The sequence below is a fragment of the Paenibacillus sp. ACRRX genome (genome assembly GCF_022346885.1).
In the GTDB taxonomy this organism is placed as follows: domain Bacteria; phylum Bacillota; class Bacilli; order Paenibacillales; family Paenibacillaceae; genus Paenibacillus_B.
Genome location: NZ_JAKRNK010000002.1, coordinates 931326 through 951874 on the forward strand (window position 1 = coordinate 931326; position 20549 = coordinate 951874).

Consider the following 20549-nt stretch of genomic DNA (forward strand, 5'->3'; position numbering starts at 1 on the left):
AAACGCCTGCTTATCACGCTTATTACTCCTCGCCTTCCTCCGTCATCTCCACCGCAACTTCCCCGTAATCCCAATCGCGGAACACTCTCGCAATCTTCCGGCATGCCTCTGCGCTGAACTTCGCCACCGCTTGCTGCGTCACGTCCATCTCTGCGGCTGCGTCGGTTTGCGTCATGTCACAGCCGTACAGGTACGTAACGGACTCCGCTTGCCGCCTCGACAACTTTGCGTTATCTATCGCATCGTTAAGATCAAGGATAATGTCGCAAGCAGCGTAATCTCCGCCGAATCTCCGTGCGGCAATCTTGTGCCGGTCGCGAAGCAGCTTCTCAACGCCTTTTGCCGTATTTAATGCGTAGGTTTGCATGTACTTACGGGAATCTTCCGCAATATCAACTTTGACCGTGCCCATTAAATCGCCTCCTCCGTAGTTAACAGCAATTCCGCGAGATACCCATCCGGAGGCGCCGAATCAAACCGACGTTCCATCGCGGAATCATTGCGTCCTTTTACGTAACCAACGCGGAAGCCGATCCTAAATCCGGCTTCCATCGCGGATATTAACGCTTGTTTATCCGATTCGCTCAAAACCAACCGCCTCCATAAACGAATCAATCTGCGAGTGTAGTTGGTCGAGAGTCCCGTCGTTGATAATCTCGTAATCAACTACGAATGAGTCAACGTGGCTTTCCGTCTCGTGAACGAGATCAGCATAATCGAACTTGTCACCTGACTCTATCGCGCGTTGAATACGGATGCCATCCGGAGCTGTTACGCGGATGATGACGAAGCCTTCTGTGCGACATCGGTCATATTCGCTGGGTTGACGAAGGTCGGAGATGACGGCACGTTCCGTCTTCTCTCCGTACATGTAGTAGTCCGCGGCAGAAAAAGATCGGTATGTCTCGATAGAATCGAAGCACTTTCGAACCCAAATGTCAGGATCGCGCTCTCTCATCGCCTGACCAAACCATTGATAGAGTTCACGGCGTTTGCCGCCGCCATGAATCCCGAACAGTTCGTTTGCGTATCGCCTCAACTCGTCGCCGAAAGCGAACTGTGAGTAACCGTAGTTCTCGCAAAGATATTCTCCAACAGAATCCTTACCAGATCGAAGCTTACCGCAGATAGCAATGTTCATTTTCAGCCTCCTTGACTTTTAGAAGATACCTGCTTAACATACCCTCTATTTCTGATTCTCTTTGAAAATGGTTGATAGATTCTTTCTGCTTCTTTTCTCGCGGCTATGGCTTCATTGATTGTGGGAAAATGTCCTAAATGTATAAGTCTATCCCCGTACCCGATGATTGCCCTAAACTTATCAATCTCCTTCCTGTAATACACGCCCAACACACCTGTGGATTTATTATCGCGATTAGGTCCGTTTCTATTTTTAGTGTTCTCGCCTACGGTCACATTTCTCAGATTACTTTTTCTGTTATCAAAAGTGTTACCGTTTATGTGATCGACTACCAAATCAGGAGGACAGTCATTAACTACCCGATGTAAATAGTGATAAACGTTTTTCCCTTTCTCTCGAAGACACATTGCCACATAAAGATTGTGCCTATTTTTAAATGCATACCACGATCCACGAAAGCTGTTTACGACGTCAAAACTATCACGATCGACGATTGTTACAAATACATCATCTCGTAATTTAACAAATATTTTGATAACATCTCCGTCGATGTGGTACTCATTCTTCAAACGCTATACACCTCCCCGTAACGACCATCGCGGGAGTCGTCGAGAATTTCTACGCACTCGTCTTCAAAACGCCTGTTTGCAAAATCAACGCCTGTACATGCAGATCCCTGCTGAGGTGTACGTTCTTGTACCACTTCGGAAACGCGATTATCCCAATACTTCACAACATCTCCAACTCGAACCTCCGTCGGCTGCGGAGCATTCACGTATTCCTGCGGAAAATCCAATCCGAGAGCGCGACGAAGGGCAATCGCTTGTCCGATATAAACGTTGAAGCAATCGTCTGGTGCGGCCTTTGCGATCCCACGGGATTGAATCGTAACTTTATCGCCAAATCCATAACGAATCAACGCAACTACCGTTCGTTTCTTCCTGTTCACCGCAAACTCTACGCAATAGAGTTTCGAATAAAACGGCGTTTGCCACGGCAGTCTGGCTTCCAAAGCGTCACCTATTCGAATCAACTCCGCAACGTCCGCCTTCGCCTGCTCGATAATCCCATCGCGAGTTAGCGGTTTGCTTATGACAGGCTCGCAGACTTCTTTCGGAACCTGTATGTGTTCCAACTCCGCAACTATCTCCTCCAACTTGCGGATATCCTCGCTCACACCTTCCTCGATCAAAATGATGTCCTCGCGAGCTACACGAAGCTGCGTCTCAGCCTTCGATAGTCTTCGAGCTAGATTCGCAACCGTTTCGGTCAGGCCGTCAATCTGCGCTTGCTGTTCGGTAGGTTGCGACGATTGCTCGGTGGAAGATGCTTTAGCTAACGGCTCGAGTACGACGTAATCATCAGGAGAAACCGCTCGATTACCGTTCCCACAAGTACTAGCGCTATCTTCGAACTCCACACGAATATTACCATTGGAAATTCCGAAACCAGTCATATTACCAAAGTCTCCCTTACAGTAGTAACGACCTCCGCTCGACTCTCTGCCTTCATTAACAACAACCACGCGCTCACCCACGTCTGCCTGACGTTTGACCGCGCAGAAGCGCTCGTCCTTGATTCGGACAATGTCGGTCGGTTCGAGGACCACGTATTCACTATGGAATAACGCTGCTTGACCAGCACTAACACCAATACCGTCATTCCATCGATCACTATCCGTAATTGTAAGAACATCACGATCTGAGTAGTCATATATCAAACTCTTATCAGTTGTTTTTATCCGTTCACCAACTTCAGCCTTCCGTTTAACCTCGCGATACTCACGTTGTAATCCGAGTTCATCCTTCAGTACCGTTACATTTCCGATAACATCGTCCAATATACGCAGCCCCTTTTCACCGATAATGTGTCGCTCACCATTCGAAGCTTCAACGATCCAAAGTGTAACTCCACTACTCTCATGCTCTCCGCTAACCAACAACGTTACATAATCTCCATTCTTCGGTTCCTTCCGAAGGTCTTTGCCTTGATCATAAACGTTGTAGGCCGCGTCCGGATATCCGTGTCTTACTGCGAAACCCGCGTATGTGTTGTACCAATTACCTGCGTTGATAATCTCCGCCTTACGTCCGTCGATCTTCGTCATTCAACCGTCCCCTTTTCGTTTAATATCCGGATTTTCCGCTCTTGCCTCCCGAAACGCCGCATCTCGTCAGCATCTCGGATAAATACGTCGAGCCGTTTGCCTTTAATGGCTCCGCCCACGTCTTGACAGACGCGAACTCCGATATCTTCAATTTCAATCTCGGTTCCAAAAGGAAGCTCTCGCGGACATGCAAGCGTATAGTTGTCGTGAAACTCCTCGCCGCTCGCAGTGATCGTCCAGCCTCCGTTTTCTTCGGGTGAATCGTCGTATGCCGTGAGTGTCCACGTTTCCCATTCCGGTTCTTGCTTCGATTCAATCGTTACTTTTTCGATGGGCTTAGTCGGTTTAGTATCTGCGTCTATGTGCGTCGCGTCTACGTTAGCTAATAGATTTAGCAGCAACGCGAGATAAACGATGATATGACCGCCTCCTTTCGGCGTGCTATTAGATAATACCGATGAGGCTGCGTTGAATGGGCGTTATCTATGAATTAATTTCCTGAATCGTAAACGTCGCGTACTTATCGTAATATGAATCCGTTCCGAATCCGAAGAAGCAGGATAATTGAGTTTGCGATTTATACACGCTAGTACCTTGCGTCAAGTTCGCCGCGCAGTACATGGATGCGTAAACTCCGCCGCCAGATGCGCCAGCCATCGCCTTCATGACGGTGCTGAATCGGATTCGGTCGCCTTGGCGCCAATCTCTCATTGTCTCGGCTTTTGTTCGCCGTTTGATATCGATGATTTCATATACCGGACTTGCTAACGCGATTTTATCGCTCATTTACTCACGTACCTCCTTTTCGAGTCTTATTACATATATAACTCCAGTCTCTACGTCTCTACCCGCAAGTAGAACCATCCCGCCACACTTTGTATAGTACATTTCAAGCGTTTTACCATTAAGGTCCGAATCATCGAACCTCGTAATTTTTTCGAACACATTTACGCCTCCCGTTCCTACACCTGTTGATCCGAATCCTCCGTCGCCTCGTCCCGTCTCGCTCAATACGTCAACTTCGATGAAGTCAGCGCGACAGACCGGAACGATTACGCCTTGAGCTAAACGATCACCTTTGCGAACGATGTATGTTCCATCTTCATACTCGCCACTAATTCCGTAAGGACTTCCGGTGATATCACGTACCCATTCGCTGAAGCTCAATCCTTCACGGGAGATGTTATCAACGATGACCTTCACTTCCGACCTGAAATCCGCATCAATCGTCCCTGGCGAATTCCCTACGCGAAGCTTCGTCTTCCACGTAACTCCCGAACGCGGCCGAATCTGCATTTCGAACCCTTCCGGAATTTCCACCGCAAATCCTAACGGAACGAGCTTCGTTTCTCCTGGCGCGATTATCACGTCTTCAACCGCGACTAGGTCGAAGCCTGCCGCAAGATCCGTTGCATACTTCGGAATGACTGCGTCGGGATGTAGCCGCTTGATCTTGACGGGAATTTCGCGTAAACCTTTCGCGTGTTCAACGTTCATTCTTCGCCACCCTTTCCGCAAAGCAATAGTTCGATTGTGCGCGTTAAGATAGCGAACACTATTCGGATGCCTCCCGTTCTTGAATCACGTAAATCTTCCCACGTTGCTCGACGATTTCGTATTTGGTCGCGTCGATTACTTGACCGTCGCGAAGCATTACCTCATGTCGTATCGGCGTGAACTCTCCGGTTTCCTTCACGCCTACGCCCGAAAGTAAAATCGGAAGTCCTATCAGAACGATGAGGAACCCGAGGAATGCGCCTTTGCCGTTTTTACTTTCGGCTGAACTCGCAAGAATAGCAACGCCAGCTACGATAAACATTCCGTTAATAAATCCGCCTAGTGAGAGCGCAGTTTCTGGATCTCCACCAAATGTATTAAGAATATCCACGCGCATCCTCCTTTCGTTTAATCGCAGCTTGCCGGAATCCTTCAGCAATCATCCCGTCAACCTTTCTCGCTTCTTCCTCCGACAGCCAAGTGATTTCGGCTACCGTTAGAAGAAACGGATGCTTGCGGATTGTCGTGAGGATCTCGTACATAATTATTGATGCCATACGCAGGTACCTCGCTGTCTATCGAATTGGACAGTAACCGCCTTCGCAACTATCCGCGCCATCTAAATCGCTTAATCCATCCGTCTCAAATCGTTGCAATATCGTAGGATCAAATGGCTTCATCTTCGCGGATAACGCCTCATACTGTTCGCGGGAAATCGCTTCGTATGGCGCTAGTTGATATGTACCGCCATCTAACGCGAGGAATGATACCGCCGTGAACTCGTCCCATTTTTCGTGAACTATCGACTCGACTTCCGCCCATTCATGCGGCCGAACCGTGATTGTATTTGACGAGTTGTGCTCCGTGTAGTGACGTTGGAACGCGAAGTATGTGTAGAGTTGTTCCGCAGCCGAAACATCGTCCTTTGTTCGCGTCGCACTGCTTGCGACAGGGAAGTCGATTACATAAGTCCTTGCGTTTGCCATGCGCTCTTCGTTCGTCTCACCTGGTGTACCAACCTCGGGATTTACCGTCCACCCAAGGTCGATTACTGCGCGTGCTAACGGATCGGCTGCGTTTATTCGGATGCGTCGGATGTAATATGGCGAATGCGACCAATGCAGACCAGACGAAACTCCACCGGCTACTTGCGACAACGTGCCTTCCGGCTTCACAGTAGTTACGAGAAGCGGTGAGGACACTCGAAGTTCCTTTGCGTAACTGTCGGCTTCTTTTCGCGCCATGTACCCTAGATGCTGTAACGTCGCAGCTTCATAATCCATGGACGGGCTAGACCACGCTGCATGTCGCTTTGTTATGCTGGCAAACGCATCCTTTACGCCGGTCAACGAAGTACCTAGCAACCTGTCGCGCTGCTGAACCGCATTCCAGTGCGGAATCTCTAATTCTGCGAGAGTCATTCGCATACCGGCACGGGCGGATAATCGTTGTGCTTCGTCTAACGATTCTACGTCGAGCCTTCCGTCTTTAACGAATGCCATCATGTTAACGGTAGTCAGGTTACAGACACCATACGAATCGAGAAGTATCTCAGCGCAGGGATTTAATCCTTCAGCATTCGGACGACGCCTCCGCGCCTCTTCGAGATTAACGAAACCCGGCTCCCCTTCCCCTTGCATCATTTCGAATATCAAGTTCAGCATTTCACGGGAAGGCTTCAACTCAAACGCGATGGAGTTGTTCGACATTCGACGGTGATGCAATGGACGAGCATTCGGATTGTTCAACGGAATACTTTCGAGAAACTTCGCTTCCTTTTCGAGACCAAGCGCGCGAGTCTTTTCGATTACCTTGCGGTGCTGCTCCTCGTTCCAAATGCCGTTGATACCATACTTTGCAAAGACACACTCGAAATCATCTGCGTCGAACAGCGCAATTTCCGCAGTCCTTCGAACGCCTCCGACCACTACGTTATTTCCGATGAGATTCGCGATGTCCAGGATGTGAATCGGACGCACTCGGTGATATCCATAATACCCACCGTCTTCATGCCAAGCATATTCGGGAGGTTCTAACGTTCGATCAATCCGATTCTTCAAAACATTGTCGATTCCTTCGAACATCTCGCGTAGTGGTTCGTGACCAGACGCAGTGCCACCGAATGTGCTCAGTCGCTCGCCATTCGGTCGAACCGAGTTGTACGAGATTTTTACAGTATGGATATGCTCACACTTGGCTTCCGTAAGGATATCGAGGTAAATTCGCAGGCTCTCGACCCATCCTTCCTTCGAATCTCCAACGTAAATTTTTGCGTAACCATTATCCATATCTCGGAGTACGGAGTGCTCATATCGCGCTTCTTTTGGAACCGGCTCATAATCGGAATGCAATAACGTTGTGTTCGTTCGAATTGGTGCGAGTCCTGCCACGAACGCCTTAGTACATTTGAATCCAACGCCCGTCCCAACCATTAACAAATAGAAGAGATCGCCTAGGTCAGACCACGATTTGATGTTAATAAACGAACAATTAAAGTTAGATAGAGGATATCGCTCGGCAACACCATTCTCCGCACCGCCAACCCACAACGTCCGTCCCGACAAGAATTGCCGCAGGTTGAACATGTTATTGAAGAGCATCTCGGCTTCCTTACGATGCCATTCGAAATCTACCGGATATCCGATTTTCTCTGTATGCTTCACGCCGAGATGGACGTTGTACTCGACCGCTCGGCGGCACGTCTCTTTCCACGTCTCGCGCCGGCCTTTTGACGGTAGCCAGCGCGAGTAAGTCCGATAATAAACGAAAGTTCCTAAAGCATTCATATGTTCCGGAAACTCCGGATAATCTGCGATAAAATCATCGGTCAATAGCTGCTCTGTCACACGAAACCTCCTCGATTGCGCTTTTTGTCTCGGATAACCGCCGCCGGATATCTGCCTCATCCGCAACTAGCTTCGCGACGTCTTCTTGTCTTATTGTTAGGCAATGCCTGACGTGTTCCAGTTCACATGCAAGCGTCCGCTCTAGCCACCGTAGTCTACCGAGTTGGCTCACGCAGCTATCAACCCTTCGCGTTGAAGATGGACGAGCACTACCGCAATGGCGTCGGCTTCGTCCCCGCCTTTATTTAATTGTAATGTCGGATCTCCGAAATAAATCCGCACAGCTTCTGCGATCATATCTTTGTCCTTTCGGCTTCCAGGTGAGCCTGTGACTCGACGTGCCCACGCTTTGACCGTCTGGATATTGATATCCGCGATGTTGTAATCCGCTAACGCAAACTCCGAGACTCCGTGACTTTTGAAGACCTGCCTTGTCGCAACGTTGAACCGCACGATCCCTTCCTCACGTGGAATGACGCGTTCAATTTGCGGGTACTTCGCTATAATTCCGGTTATACCCATGTGAATCTGCCGCAGCCGTTCGCCATCGCTTAGTTTTGCGGTGGATTTAATAAGTCCGTAATCAACGAGTGAAGCTTTGCGGTGAGCAACCGATATGATTGCCCATCCGCTTTTAGTCAACGATGTGTCTAATCCGAGATGGTAGGTAATCAATCGCCCACCTCCGACCAAGAAAGATCATCGTTGTTTAACATCCATTCGACGAAGCACGATTGATTACAAAAGTAATGCTCGGATCGATAACAGAGCACGACTTCGGTCACATGATGAACGTTGTTGCACGTTGGACACTGAACAATAACCTGCGTGTATGCCTCTGTCTGCGGATATCCCGTCAGATTAACGTTAGTGATATCCGGATGCTCAAGCATCAATGGATCACCGCCTTTTCCGCAACCTCTTCCATTAGCGAGAGTACGTCGTTATCTGCAAGGACTTGATAGAGTACGGTTGAAACGCGTCGGATAACATCCTCGTCCTGTTCGTCATATCCAGCCTCGTAGAAGATTGCATGAAGTAGTTCGTGAATCAACGTTTGCTGTGCACGTTCTGGCGTTATGGACTCGTCGATTCTAATTCGATGAATCGTGAAGTTAGCGTCTCCGTAGATATTTTCAGCAGCACCAAGTAACTTTTCGCGGACAACTTCGTAATGAGTACCTGCAACTTTGATCTGCATCAAACCGCCCCCTTAATCACCGAAAGAATGTCGCGAATTATGAAATATTCTGGATTACATAACTTCATTACACTTTCTGGAACAGTACTAAAGACCGTTATAGTAAGGGCAGTGAATAGAGATCCGCCGACAAACCAACCCACAAAGACAGGATAATCCCAACCTTTCACGGTAAGACTTTCCCATTTAACAACTGTCAATTTTGCTAATTTTAAGACAACAATTGCAACGACGATGTATAGTAACGAGAGTAGCACGCCATATACGATTCCTTCTGCAACCATCTGTCGAATCATTACTTCGTATACATGCGTCGCTGCTACACCTAGACTAGCCGCAAGCGCATCAACATACTGCGAAATCTTATCGATTACTTCCGTACCCAACTAAACCGCCTCCCCTCGAATCCTGACGATATCATCGAGACACCGCGCATAATCTCGTTTCTTCGCGTCCGACATTTGTGACCGTAAGACTTGCGCAACCTTACGTTCAAGCTGCGAAAATTCTTCATCCGTCAATGACTGAGCAATTGCCGATTTGAAGCCATTGAACGTCCATTTCTCCGGATTTACCGGCGGAGGATTGCCGTCCTCTACCGCTTGTATTACGTCAACAAATTCGTCCATAAGCGCCTGCTTATCGCGTTCAGTGACGTTGACGTAGAATGCTCGTATATCCGGAGACTTTGCATATTGCTCCTCTGTTAGGTTCCAGTTTGATTTCGACGCGTTTACATACAAGATGATGTAGTGGTCAACACCGTACATCAGCGAGTATGTGACGCATTGCTTGACGTGACTCTCGTCTGGCGCACGCATCGAGTAGTGAGAAGTTTTCGCCGCCGTCGTTTGCTTCGACTTGATTTCGAGACCGACGCGGATAATCTCTCCATCATCCGTCCGATAAAGCATAACGCCATCACAAGTTCCGTAGAGCGCGAATTTCTTTCCGTTATGTTCGATTACTTGCGACTTCTTTGCGAAGTCTTCGAACATCGGCTCACGTAGAAAATTTGTCTCAACAGTAAACCGAGGTGTGCGTCCAAGCGCCTTTACGTAATGCTTTTCGATGAAAAGTAAATCGCGTTGAATCGTATCGCCGATCGCAGTCCCGAATCGTGTCCATCGCCCTTGGTGCGGCGGTTGTACGCGCTTGTCCTTCGGTGATTTCCGTAACTTCTCATATAGCTCTCGTCGGCAACTATTCGCGGATGAAGGCGAGAAGTACGGCATGTTTCGCGGTGGCCATACCTTACGGCTGTGGTCCGATAAAATGTCCGCATACCAGCGATGAATCTGCGCATCCAACTCATCGTCGAACACTTCGGGAGCTGCGTGCCATGCGTCCAGCATTGCGAGGAAGTCCGTTACTAATCGCTCGCCTAGTTCGGCAGATTCGGTTGCTTGCGTTCGTTCTCGTAACATTTGCGCTGCTGATCGATTGTTTACTGTGATATGACCGCCTCCTCTGTGATAACTTTCCAGCCATATGCCGAGCCCTTCTTCGTCTCCTCCAATGTAAGATCGGCAAGTTTCAATCCGTCTAAGTATGCAAATACATCTGACATGTATAATTGATATCTAACGCCTGATTGGGTATCCTCGACTATAAGACCTGCACTCGCCCGCGAGGTAAACCAATCGACAATTGTAAAATCTCCAGACACCTGCTGTTTATCTCGCGTGATTATTTCACAACGGCAAAGGCATTCGTAACAGTAACCGAACTCACTTTCCTTTCCGCAACTCGTACATCGTGGAACTTTGATCTTTCCCGCCACTAAACCGCCTCCTTCCGAATAGTCCGGACTATCGCGCCTTTAGGCGTAAACTTTAACGGACGCTCTTCCGAGTCGATCACGACGTTCCGGTAGCTTATCCCGTTGATCTCCGCAATCTCTCGTAGCTTGCCGAATACTTTTACGGTAGCCTCTGCATCATTCATTGCGCGGTGATGTCCGTTAAGTTCGATCCCATGACGAGCGCAAACGTCTTTCAAACTCGCAGATTCTGGCGGCTCGACTAGTTTCGATAGTGCGCGAGTACATACGAAATTAAATGGTGTGAATACATAGGAAACGAACGAAAGGTCAAACGGCGCATAATGCGCAACAATAGTCGTCCCATACGTGAAGGCTTTAAGTGCCTGGAGCGCATCGTACTCTATCGGTGCTCCCGTCAAATCTTCCGATGTGATTCCGGTTAACTCTGTGATTTCCGTTGGAATTTCGACTCCCTGCTGTAATCTGACGAAAGTATGAAACCGACCATACTCGCGAATCCCATCGGTGCGGATTGCGGCAATCTCCGTAATATAATCCGTTTCATGATCGAGTCCGGTCGTTTCGAGCATTAATCGTCCTCACTTTCGTCCACAAACTCGTATTCCAATGTCTCGCCTCGTTTTCCAGCTTCGTACGCAACTTTAACGAGGTCTGCAATATTAAACGCTCCGTCTAAATCGCGATAGAATGTAGCATCCTCTGATTCGCCTGCATATATTGATGCACTTTTTATCGCGTTGCCTACGTCGTCCACTAACTTAACTCTGACGGAACCTTTTCCGGTTTCATATCCGTACTCTTTACGCACACAGCGCGCTTCGATCAATTTCACTTACACATCCCCTTTCGGTTTTCCGTTCTCAAAATCCCAATCTTCCGCGGCATATTCACTCATCCAGTTAATTTCAATCACTGTGTCGCACTCTAACGGAGTCTCCAACGTAACCGTATTCGTCATGATATCGTCGTATAATGCGATAGCCTCTTCCGTTAACTGGTCGAGTGGAACGCTGTGCTTTTGCTCGTCATGCAACGTCAGGTTAAATTCCCATCCGCGAGCAAGCGTCAGCTCGTAATAGCTTCGGATCATGCATAACTGTAGAACGTTAGCGCCCGAACCTTGTATCGTATGGTTAAACGCTTGTCTCTCTGCACGACCAGTCGCCTTGATAAGCTGCCAAAACTCCGAACGTTCTTCCCATTTGAGTTTCGACGACTTCTTTCCGAGTTCCGGATCGTTCTTGTCACTAATGCGGACCTTCCGCATGAGCTGACATAGGCGTTTCCATTGCGCAACATACTCCGGAAATCTCCGTTTTTGTCCCCATAGAGTCGCGACCCAACCATGTGACCGCAAATGCTCGAAGGTCGTCTCGACCATCCGCTTGAATCCCGGAAGTACCTCGTCAAACTTGGCGTAAGCTCTCCGCGCCTGCTCCTCGGAAACTCCGTAGGGCTGGACGGATTTATAAAACTGCTCGAATGCCTGACCGTAACCTTCCGCAAGGAAGAGTTGCTTCATAAGCTTCCGATAAGGCGGAACGGCATTCGGTGTGCCCTTAACGGATTTGTAATACGCTTCGTAACACACCTCTTTCGAAACTTCGAATAGTATCGAAGCAAATTCGACATAAGGATCGAGCTTCTTCCGGAACATCTCCGCGAAGACATAGTCACCGAACTCCGCTGCCATTCGATGAGCCTGGATACGCGGCTCAATCGCGGACAAGTCAGACCCGAGAAACACCGAGCCTTCACGCGGCTTGAACGTTCGACGTACTCGCAAACCTTCTTCGTTCCGCGACGGAATGTTTTGAAGGTTCGTTCCTTTCGGAACCTTCGTCTCACACTCGACCAGCCGGCGCATAGTATCGAGGAAGTTACTGTCGCGCACATCTTCCGGCATCAGCTCGTTAGGCTTGCCGGAATATCCGCTAGAACCATACCGTCCAGTTGATACCGTTTTGAGCTGCGTGTGCAACCGCCCATCAACGTCGAGCGCATACGGAATCTTATCGACATATGTTCCGAGCAGCTTATCGAATTTTGCGTATTCGGCAAGCGGCTTCAACGACTCCTCCTCGTCAAAATAACGTTGAAGAACATCGTTAGATACAGCGCGTACCTTCTTTTTGTCCTTGACGATTTCCTTTGTCCGGTCCTTGATTCCGAGATGGTCATAAATCAGATAGGCGATATGATCGTTGGATGAGATGTTAAATTCCGCAATATAATCCGGAGCATTTTGCGGATTCGGTTCCGCAAGCTTTTCCGTCTCATAACGTTGGACTCTCTCCTTTAATTGCGCATATTTCTTCGTCGTCGGATTTGCGGTGGACAGTTCCGTACGACATTTAGAAAGCATTTCCGATTGCTTCGCGATACGTTGCGTCTGCTTCTCGATCCATTCGCGAATCTTATCGCCTTTAATCGTCATTGACATATCGAGTAGAAACGCATCGTCAATATTGTACGCCTGGAACAAATCCACTCTCGCTTGTTCGAGTCGTTTTCGGTACTCAACGCCTAGTGTCGCGAGTTCATCGAGGTCGATTTCGAATCCTGTACGTTCGATAGTCACGTTGACTTCCGTTAAATACTGTCGAATCTCAAAATACGGAACGTGAAGATCGTCGCGTTTCCGTAGCATGTCAATTTGCCACTTTGTTAGCAGCCAACCTTTGTGAACGTCCTTAATCGCGTAGATGCCGACAACTTCGATCTCGTAAACCATCGGAGAGCCTTTGTCGAACAAGTCCTCGAATGTAAAGTCGTCCATCTCAAGAGCGGCTCCGCCAATCATTTGTTTATAACGTGTGAATAGCGGCTTCAATCCGTAACTATCCTCGTGATCATTGAGGATGTTCTGTGCATCCATCGAATCAAAACGAACACCCTTTGCGTCGATCCCATCATTCCGGAACATTGCTAAGTCGAATTCCGCATTGTGGAACGATTTGATCTGTCGCGGACTCTCCATGAATTGACGAATAGCTTCGAGTGCTACCGAACGGCGGCATTGCTTCTCGCCCGTCAAATGTCCGTAGGCAACATAATATCCTTCGTTAAGCAACGGAAGCCATAACGAATAGCCACCGGTTAAGTCAATTCGTGTATCAACTCCGGATGTCTCCGTATCCCACACCGTTAAAGAAACAGCCGCAGGGATGTCGATTCCACGTTCGGATAACTTCCGACGAATTAACGTGTTATTGAATAGCTCGAAGACTTCCCGAAACCATTCGTCTTGCTGCTGCAATCGAATTTCCTCCCGCAGACGAACAATCATCTGCGGAAGTTCCGACTCATCGGTGATAATGTGATAATTTTCGGGGCGCGTTCGCAGGGTTTCCGAGATGCGACGTTGCCGCGCCGCACTCTCGTTTTCCCGTTGAACTTTCGCACCCATAGCGAGAACCTCGCTTTTGGTAAGCGTACCGTCCGATAACCTGCTTATCGTTCCGGAGGAATACGCATGTTTAGCCAACTCGTAAAGCTCTCGTTCCTTCTCGCCAAACTTTAACTGCCCGACTCGCTCGAAAGCATCCTCTACCGTTTCCCTCGCCTTGCTGCGTTTCGCAACCGCTTGCTTCACCGCTTCTCGCGAAGCATCAGATTGCTTCGGCAGATTTAACGTTAGTTTAACCTCCATCGGATGACCCTCCGATTACTCAGACACCGCGAGATTGACGACGGATTCGACTGGTGCGATGAGTTTTACGTCACCTGAGTGGTCTTTAATGGAGCCATTGAACTTAACCGCAGTGTTATTACCGTGAGAGTGACTAAGGAAGTGACTCGGCCACTCTGCAACTACGCCGACTGACCCAACAGGATGTCCAGCAAGACTTCTCGTTACCTCAACGACGTCGCCAACTTTAAACTCGCCAACACTACGACCTAGCTTCGCCCACTCCAACGCTTCCGGCATCACACGCTCAAGCTGATTCTGCGTAAAGTAATCGAAGTCACTTTCGTCGAGCAGTTGCCCCTTAAACGGTTTGCTATCCTGATCATCTCGTACGATTTTAACAATAGATCCTTTTGGCAAGTCCGATTCTACAAGAGTGCGCGCATACTCGCCCACTTTAAATCGTTCTGCTTCGGATAACTTACGTCTGGCTTCCGCGACCTCTTCGTCAGTTGCGCGGACAAGTTCTGATTCATGGAACCACGGACGAGTCAGCTCCTTTCCGTCAATATCTCCACATTTAAATGGTTGTGTCGATTCGTCATCTAGCAGAATTTTTACCACATCGTCCCGATCTGCGGAATGATCTCCGAACCCTCCGACAACTCGCGCAAACTCACCGACTTTCAACCGATTGGCCTGTGAAATTTCCTCCTGTGTTAACTTTACGATTTCGGTCGGAAGTGCGTAACCATTTGGCGTTGTACCTCCTTGAATTTGGATTCTATGACCTGAATGAGCTTCGGAGGTCGGGTCACTCACTGTGTAAACAGTCCCATTGTTGTATCCAGATAACGGATGTTTCTGCCCACCGCTGATTAAGCGAACTTGATCGCCTACTGCGAATTGATTTCGTGGATCACGCGCCTTTGTAAGCTCCACCTCGGCTTCGGAAAGCTTCATCTGTAATTCAGCGACCTGTTTTTCGAGGTCAGCGGCTGCATTCGGGATTAGTTCGACAAGCTGTCTCTTCTCGGTGTTTCGGGAGAAATATCGTTCGTCTTCCCCGTCGTCGAAGAAAATACCGTCCCCATCGTAGTCTAGTCGTTTGATTTCATACACGTTACCCTTTGTTAGATCTATCGCTGCTACGGTAATCAGTACGAAGTCACCTATTTTATGTTGACGATCAACTTTACGATATTTAAAGCCGTCCACTTCGATAATGTCTTCAGGTTGCTCCGTGATAGATTTGAGAACAACGTACTCCTCGTCTAATATAGCAGTGGTGAAGTCCTCGACTTTAATATGATCTATAGAACCATCAACGTTACGAGAAGAACTATTAACGATAAATTCATCACCGTTCTTATATTTTCCGAATGTCATCGTAGCTGCAACGATTCGAATCCGTTCACCAACATTTGCTTTCCGATTAACCTCACGATATTGCTGCGGCACATCCGTCTGAGGCTTAGCTACTTTTCGGTAGACGGCATACTCGATGTTGTATCCATCAAAGCTGTCCCCGTCATCGTCGGTGATTTGCGGGTCACCTGCACCATCGACCTCGTCCACAACGTAATATGCGCCTTCTGTGACGTAGTCGCGGCCGTTGGAATCCTCAACGTAAAGGATATCGCCTGCTTGTGCCTTCCCATCAAGTACGTTTTCGTATTTCTCTCCGTTATATTCAAGTACTGCTGCCGTCAAAACTACACCGTTTAATTTCGCCATTAATAAATTCCTCCCAGATATGGTTTATTAGTTGCGTTGGTATGCCTCTTCTAGCCGCATCCATTTTGCGTCAATCAAGCTGGGCTGCGCCCAATACTCGATTTGTCCCTTGTTGGGAATTAAGTAAACAGCATCTGGCGTTACGCCTGCGATATACTCTGCGTCTCGCAAGGTATACGGATCTCCGTTACCCTTTCGCGCATCGACTACATACGCAGGGAGTCGATTTTCACGCTCGCGATACCGTGCTGTTTTTACTTGTACTCGGAAAAACTCGCCTGTTCGCGGGTCATGCACTTGTAAATCGTACACTTCCGGCGCGATAGGCTTTGATACTTCGTACCCATTCGCGAGTAATGCCGTCATTACTCGCAGCTCCGAATGAGTCCCGATATTCGTGGACTCGCTAGCCATTCGATTCCCCCGTTTTAGTCAGCTTTGGTACGGCGAAGACAAACGCCGCACCCGATACAATAATTGCCGGAAAGATTCCGCCTTGTGCGAAGACAAACCCACCTGTCGCAGCAAGCGCAAGAATCGCAACTACTTCGATAATTTCTCGCATTTATTCGCCACCCTTTCGAAATTAAAAAGGAATATCCGCGTCCGAAATGTCAATCGGAGGCTCGATTGGAACCACGTCATCCTTCGTTTGTACAGGCGGTATTGCTGCGCCAAGTACCGACTTGTCCAACTTCGCTTCCGGCGTTGCTTCCGCGAGAATCTTCGCAATATCATCGACTTCACGGAAGTTCGCGAGTTCTTCGTAATCAATCGACTGGCCTACGAGTTTCTTCGCGGCTTCGATGACTGCGTCGTCTAAATCGCCGGATGACATCGAGTAAGACTTCCCATCGGACGTTTTACCGATAGTGACCGCATCGCCAACGAGTGTGTACCCCTTCTGGAATTTCTGCGCAGCTTTTTCTAACTTATCGTAATCTCCGATAATATTGCTTGCGTGGTACTCCTTCAGGTCCAACACGCGCCACTCACTATATTGTGGATCAAACACGGGAATCATAAAGTAAAGCTTACGCTTGGCCTTTGCTGCACACGAGAGACATGCAGTTTTGTTAGGCTTCTCGTATTTGCCGAAATCTTCGCCCACTTCGTGAGGACTGTGTAAGCATGTATGCTTGCGAACGTATGTCGCATGTGTCGCAAAATCACCGTCCTCATGCGTGTAGTAGAAGAACCACTTGTCGGGGTCCGCGAGTAAAACGAATGTCTTCCCGTCTTTCAGCTCTTGTCCGAGTCGGACATAACGCGTGACTCCTTCAGGCAGACCACCGTTGATTCCGCCATTTGCCGCTTGATCTCGGCGCTCCTCGCGTTGTTTCAATGCATTACGAATACTCATTCGCATACCTCCGCTTATATTATTAGAACTCGGGATATTCCCGCGTCCGTGATACGACACTAACGTTTACTATCCCACAACCTGACTAGCGATCATCTAGTACGCAAGCTGAAAGCTTGGGCTATTTTACGTGGGCGGTCGAGAAATCCCGAACCTTCAACGCTAATGTCGTATAACCGACGCGGACAAAAGTCCGCATCATACATATGCTGCGTATGTTTTGAGTGCGAGGTGTCTTTCACTCACCGCTTCTTTAATCTCAGCTTCGATTAAGCCTAACTCTTGACAAATCGCACCTATTCGCGCATCGCACGCAGCTATAACGGACGTGCTTCGCGACTTAACTTTGCGTAATTCCAACGTTGCTATCTCTAATCGCAGCTCCGCTATTTTAATAGAAGAAACACGTTCGGATTTTTGCAGCCTGCGATCAATTTTTCGTACTTCCTTCGCTACAAATTCGGTTACTTTTGACTTGATTTCGCGGTGCTTACTCGTCGGTTTAAAAACTGTTACAACGCAACCGTCCTCAATAGACACTCCGAATATTACCGATCCATTGCTATATAATTTACGCTTTGCACCGCTGCTGTCGATTGTGTCCCCGACGTAGATCGCAGAAGCGTATTGATCGCGAATCCATTTCGTTGCGTCTTCTTGCTTGACGCCAAACCGTTCGGTTGCTCGCTTATTTGCATGATGCGAGACTTTAACCGCTTGAGACATATCGTTATCCTCCCGTTATGCGAGCTTGACGCCGCGAATCGCTTTAATATGAGCATGCGGATCATCTTCGGAATTGTCTTCGTATTGAGGCGTAAATGTATCGAAATATAAATCGGAATCATCCGTATAATTATCGTAAAAGTCTCGTAAATTATCGTGTTTCACGCCCAAAACCTCCCATAAACGTAAATATTAATTACGGAAAATGTATGAATTCGGTCTAAAATCGTTGACTTTAGGCAACCATATGTAGTACATTAGGTGTTGTAAACACTGAGTTTACACATATAAAGTAACTTTTTGGACGCACTCAAATAAACTTACATCTTATGGTTTGTTTCAAAGGGTAAGTTATTGTACAATATCGTACTAGGACTCGGAAGGACGTAATGCTTAATCGCCCTCCCGTTCCTATAGTTAAGCGTGATAGTCACGGAGTTATCGGCATGGTTGCCGCTATGTATCGATTGACTGACCGACTATTTAAGCTTAACGCTCTAGGCTGAAAGATACTCTCGTCTAATCGCGACACCCTTAGGAAAATAGTCAATTATTTCACCATGTTTAAAAGGGTCGTACGAACGTGATAGTCGAATTAACTTTCGCCTTGCTGTCTCGTGATGGATTCCCAGTGATCTTCCGATTTCTGAGTAGTTTCCATCGCACTTTCTAAACTCTGCAACGATTGCCGTCGTTGCAGAATCAGTCTGGGGAGACTGGAGGAGGAACTCGATTAACACAAGTTGATCGGGTTCTTTCTTTTTGTACAACACCTGATTGTAATGTTCTTCTGCACCTTCATCCGAAACTTCAAACGTTGCCGCGTTTGAGTCCTCGTCAACCATGTTGTCAAAGTATGCTTGCTTTGATAGTTGCTTGCTCTCCTTACTCTTCAACAAATCGATAATTTTCATATTAAATGACTTGTACACATATGTGCTAAATTTCGCTCCTGCATTAATATCAAACTTCTTGAAGCAATTCCACAGGCACTCACTTAGATGACTATAGTAATCTTCGTATGTGAGTCTAGATGTTCTAGAGTATCTTGCGCTTAAGTACTTGATTCTTCTCTCAAAAGCATGGAATGCATCGTTGAAATCTGCTGGCATTTAACCACCTCTTTATGTCTTATACTTGTTTATACGACGAATCTTTATCTTCGCACATTCCTTGATAATAATTATCTAAACTTTTTTTCGCGCCTTATTTCTGATACGATAGATACGTCTATCATATCGGAGGTAAGCGTATGGACATCGTGATTGAACGATGTCACCTCTACGATAAAATTTATGAACGCGGCTACACTCCGCAACAATTCGCGGAAATCGTTGGAACCAAGAAGTCTCAACTAAGTATGTATAATAGCTTGGAGCGAACTATGAGCATGAAAAATGCTCTTTTATACGCATCCGTGCTAAATTGTTCCGTCAATGATTTTTATAGTGTGCGCGTCATTAAACGTAGAGTTGGCGGATGAGGATTGCCGTCCTCGTCTATTGCACAGTTCACACTATCGTTAACTTTTGCATACGCATACTTTACCATGTTAATAATTAGAAAACTAGTTGAAAAGATTTACTAGCCTTGGTTGCCTTGTCATACATTTCATTAATTGTAAATCTATCACCTACCTCCGTAGGATCTTTCACACCTGCTGGATACTCAACGTGACGAACTGTCACATGAGTTTGTAACATCTCGGTAGCCACGCGCCTCATCTCGACGCCTGGACCGCCGTCATTGTCGTGAAATATCGTCAACTCTTCGATACCACTCCGAATGATAACGTCGCGCTTCTCTTCGTTAAACGTAGCCCCACCGGTTGCTAACGTAGGTATTCCACAGCTCGCATTATATAACGCATCTATCGGAGCCTCAACTAGAGCGGCGCGTTTGACCTTACGCCGATAGATTACGTCGATACCGAATAGCAACGATCGGATCGGCCATGCGCCAAGCGCGAACCAAAACACCTTCGAATTTACCGAACGGTACATGATATTCGCTAGGTTTCCGTTAGGCAAGAACCACGGAATAGTCACGGCTTGTCTTTCTCGATCATACCCAACGCGATAGGCTCGTTGAACAGCCTCGGAGACCCCGCGCCGTTCGAGATATGGGTGTCGGAATGCGTATTGGTCGAGTAAATGAATGTCTAACGGTTTCCTTGCGGTATCTAGTGCTAACCTCGGAGGACTTAACGATATTTCGTCCTCGCTCGTCCACTCTGTCGCGTATGTGTAACGTAAGTACTCGGCAGCTTCTTCGTAAGTTTCCTTGCGCAGGAACGCCAAGAGCTTAGTAAAGTCACCGCGTCGCCATTCGGCATCTACTGCGCCGCTATCGCCCCAATCGCCAGCTCGCGCATTGAAGCGCGGATTATCCTTGAGCCAGACGTAGAAGCTTGCGCTAGAGTCTCCGGATCGGAACGGCGAGCTTGCCGTAAACTTATCCGAAGACCAACGAGGTCTAATCCAGTCGTGTCGTTCTAGTTCTACATTAATCACT

General features: G+C 47.9%; 28 protein-coding genes and 1 pseudogene. 1 reads left to right on the top strand and 28 read right to left on the bottom strand.

What is annotated here, in order from left to right:
* Positions 1 to 22 precede the first annotated feature (22 nt).
* The 27 genes and pseudogenes from MH117_RS09785 to MH117_RS09915 form a co-directional block, all read right to left on the bottom strand.
* On the bottom strand, positions 23 to 412 hold the full coding sequence (locus MH117_RS09785) for an RNA polymerase subunit sigma (RefSeq protein ID WP_239328459.1): 390 nt from the start codon (positions 410 to 412) through the stop codon (positions 23 to 25).
* Positions 412 to 588: a hypothetical protein gene (locus MH117_RS09790; RefSeq protein WP_239328460.1), complete on the bottom strand. Its 177-nt coding sequence runs from the start codon at positions 586 to 588 to the stop codon at positions 412 to 414. Before MH117_RS09790 ends, MH117_RS09785 begins: the two co-directional genes overlap by 1 nt.
* Complete coding sequence (locus MH117_RS09795; protein WP_239328461.1) at positions 572 to 1039, bottom strand: nucleoside/nucleotide kinase family protein; 468 nt, start codon at positions 1037 to 1039, stop codon at positions 572 to 574. The genes MH117_RS09790 and MH117_RS09795 overlap by 17 nt, the downstream gene beginning before the upstream one ends.
* 104 nt (positions 1040 to 1143) lie before the next feature.
* Positions 1144 to 1710 (bottom strand): HNH endonuclease, encoded by a 567-nt coding sequence (locus MH117_RS09800; protein WP_239328462.1) that lies wholly within the window; start codon positions 1708 to 1710, stop codon positions 1144 to 1146.
* Positions 1707 to 3248: a hypothetical protein gene (locus MH117_RS09805; protein ID WP_239328463.1), complete on the bottom strand. Its 1542-nt coding sequence runs from the start codon at positions 3246 to 3248 to the stop codon at positions 1707 to 1709. The genes MH117_RS09800 and MH117_RS09805 overlap by 4 nt, the downstream gene beginning before the upstream one ends.
* On the bottom strand, positions 3245 to 3649 hold the full coding sequence (locus MH117_RS09810; RefSeq protein ID WP_239328464.1) for a 3D domain-containing protein: 405 nt from the start codon (positions 3647 to 3649) through the stop codon (positions 3245 to 3247). Before MH117_RS09810 ends, MH117_RS09805 begins: the two co-directional genes overlap by 4 nt.
* Before the next feature lie 82 nt (positions 3650 to 3731).
* On the bottom strand, positions 3732 to 4034 hold the full coding sequence (locus MH117_RS09815; RefSeq protein WP_239328465.1) for a hypothetical protein: 303 nt from the start codon (positions 4032 to 4034) through the stop codon (positions 3732 to 3734).
* A 177-nt stretch (positions 4035 to 4211) separates the two neighbouring features.
* Positions 4212 to 4745 (bottom strand): annotated as a pseudogene (dut, locus tag MH117_RS09820) (dUTP diphosphatase); the annotation flags it as partial.
* Between the two features lie 58 nt (positions 4746 to 4803).
* Positions 4804 to 5136 carry a hypothetical protein gene (locus MH117_RS09825; RefSeq protein ID WP_239328466.1) on the bottom strand — a complete coding sequence of 111 codons (333 nt, stop codon included), beginning with the start codon at positions 5134 to 5136 and terminating at the stop codon, positions 4804 to 4806.
* Positions 5123 to 5302, bottom strand: coding sequence for a hypothetical protein (locus MH117_RS09830; RefSeq protein ID WP_239328467.1), 180 nt, complete (start codon positions 5300 to 5302; stop codon positions 5123 to 5125). Before MH117_RS09830 ends, MH117_RS09825 begins: the two co-directional genes overlap by 14 nt.
* Before the next feature lie 18 nt (positions 5303 to 5320).
* Positions 5321 to 7531 carry a ribonucleoside-triphosphate reductase, adenosylcobalamin-dependent gene (gene nrdJ, locus MH117_RS09835; RefSeq protein ID WP_239328712.1) on the bottom strand — a complete coding sequence of 737 codons (2211 nt, stop codon included), beginning with the start codon at positions 7529 to 7531 and terminating at the stop codon, positions 5321 to 5323.
* A 228-nt stretch (positions 7532 to 7759) separates the two neighbouring features.
* Positions 7760 to 8266, bottom strand: a complete 507-nt coding sequence (locus tag MH117_RS09840; RefSeq protein ID WP_239328469.1) for a crossover junction endodeoxyribonuclease RuvC — start codon at positions 8264 to 8266, stop codon at positions 7760 to 7762.
* Positions 8263 to 8484 (bottom strand): hypothetical protein, encoded by a 222-nt coding sequence (locus MH117_RS09845; protein WP_239328470.1) that lies wholly within the window; start codon positions 8482 to 8484, stop codon positions 8263 to 8265. The genes MH117_RS09840 and MH117_RS09845 overlap by 4 nt, the downstream gene beginning before the upstream one ends.
* A complete protein-coding gene (locus MH117_RS09850) occupies positions 8484 to 8792 on the bottom strand; it encodes an ImmA/IrrE family metallo-endopeptidase (RefSeq protein WP_239328471.1) in 309 nt (102 codons plus the stop codon). The genes MH117_RS09845 and MH117_RS09850 overlap by 1 nt, the downstream gene beginning before the upstream one ends.
* Positions 8792 to 9178 (bottom strand): hypothetical protein, encoded by a 387-nt coding sequence (locus MH117_RS09855; RefSeq protein ID WP_239328472.1) that lies wholly within the window; start codon positions 9176 to 9178, stop codon positions 8792 to 8794. Before MH117_RS09855 ends, MH117_RS09850 begins: the two co-directional genes overlap by 1 nt.
* Positions 9179 to 10219: a hypothetical protein gene (locus MH117_RS09860; protein WP_239328473.1), complete on the bottom strand. Its 1041-nt coding sequence runs from the start codon at positions 10217 to 10219 to the stop codon at positions 9179 to 9181. It abuts the gene before it with no gap.
* Between the two features lie 20 nt (positions 10220 to 10239).
* Positions 10240 to 10575 carry a hypothetical protein gene (locus MH117_RS09865; RefSeq protein ID WP_239328474.1) on the bottom strand — a complete coding sequence of 112 codons (336 nt, stop codon included), beginning with the start codon at positions 10573 to 10575 and terminating at the stop codon, positions 10240 to 10242.
* A complete protein-coding gene (locus MH117_RS09870; RefSeq protein ID WP_239328475.1) occupies positions 10575 to 11147 on the bottom strand; it encodes a 3'-5' exonuclease in 573 nt (190 codons plus the stop codon). Before MH117_RS09870 ends, MH117_RS09865 begins: the two co-directional genes overlap by 1 nt.
* Positions 11147 to 11410 (bottom strand): hypothetical protein, encoded by a 264-nt coding sequence (locus MH117_RS09875; RefSeq protein WP_239328476.1) that lies wholly within the window; start codon positions 11408 to 11410, stop codon positions 11147 to 11149. Before MH117_RS09875 ends, MH117_RS09870 begins: the two co-directional genes overlap by 1 nt.
* A complete protein-coding gene (locus MH117_RS09880; protein ID WP_239328477.1) occupies positions 11411 to 14230 on the bottom strand; it encodes a DNA polymerase in 2820 nt (939 codons plus the stop codon).
* A 15-nt stretch (positions 14231 to 14245) separates the two neighbouring features.
* The gene (locus MH117_RS09885) at positions 14246 to 15946 is read right to left on the bottom strand and encodes a hypothetical protein (protein WP_239328478.1); all 1701 of its coding nucleotides are present in this window, start codon (positions 15944 to 15946) and stop codon (positions 14246 to 14248) included.
* Positions 15947 to 15973: 27 nt separating this feature from the next.
* Positions 15974 to 16360 (bottom strand): group I intron-associated PD-(D/E)XK endonuclease, encoded by a 387-nt coding sequence (locus MH117_RS09890; RefSeq protein WP_239328480.1) that lies wholly within the window; start codon positions 16358 to 16360, stop codon positions 15974 to 15976.
* Positions 16353 to 16511, bottom strand: coding sequence for a hypothetical protein (locus MH117_RS09895; RefSeq protein ID WP_239328481.1), 159 nt, complete (start codon positions 16509 to 16511; stop codon positions 16353 to 16355). Before MH117_RS09895 ends, MH117_RS09890 begins: the two co-directional genes overlap by 8 nt.
* Before the next feature lie 21 nt (positions 16512 to 16532).
* Positions 16533 to 17309, bottom strand: coding sequence for a single-stranded DNA-binding protein (locus tag MH117_RS09900; protein WP_239328482.1), 777 nt, complete (start codon positions 17307 to 17309; stop codon positions 16533 to 16535).
* 198 nt (positions 17310 to 17507) lie between these two features.
* Positions 17508 to 18035, bottom strand: a complete 528-nt coding sequence (locus tag MH117_RS09905) for a hypothetical protein (RefSeq protein WP_239328483.1) — start codon at positions 18033 to 18035, stop codon at positions 17508 to 17510.
* A gap of 15 nt (positions 18036 to 18050) precedes the next feature.
* Positions 18051 to 18200, bottom strand: a complete 150-nt coding sequence (locus MH117_RS09910) for a hypothetical protein (protein ID WP_239328484.1) — start codon at positions 18198 to 18200, stop codon at positions 18051 to 18053.
* A 332-nt stretch (positions 18201 to 18532) separates the two neighbouring features.
* A complete protein-coding gene (locus MH117_RS09915; RefSeq protein ID WP_239328485.1) occupies positions 18533 to 19147 on the bottom strand; it encodes a sigma factor in 615 nt (204 codons plus the stop codon).
* 140 nt (positions 19148 to 19287) lie between these two features.
* Between MH117_RS09915 and MH117_RS26815 the strand changes: the two genes are divergently transcribed.
* Positions 19288 to 19518 (top strand): helix-turn-helix domain-containing protein, encoded by a 231-nt coding sequence (locus MH117_RS26815; protein WP_481857253.1) that lies wholly within the window; start codon positions 19288 to 19290, stop codon positions 19516 to 19518.
* A 76-nt stretch (positions 19519 to 19594) separates the two neighbouring features.
* Here MH117_RS26815 and MH117_RS09920 read toward each other — a convergent pair whose 3' ends face one another.
* The gene (locus tag MH117_RS09920) at positions 19595 to 20548 is read right to left on the bottom strand and encodes a toprim domain-containing protein (RefSeq protein WP_239328486.1); all 954 of its coding nucleotides are present in this window, start codon (positions 20546 to 20548) and stop codon (positions 19595 to 19597) included.
* Between the last annotated feature and the right edge of the window lies 1 nt (position 20549).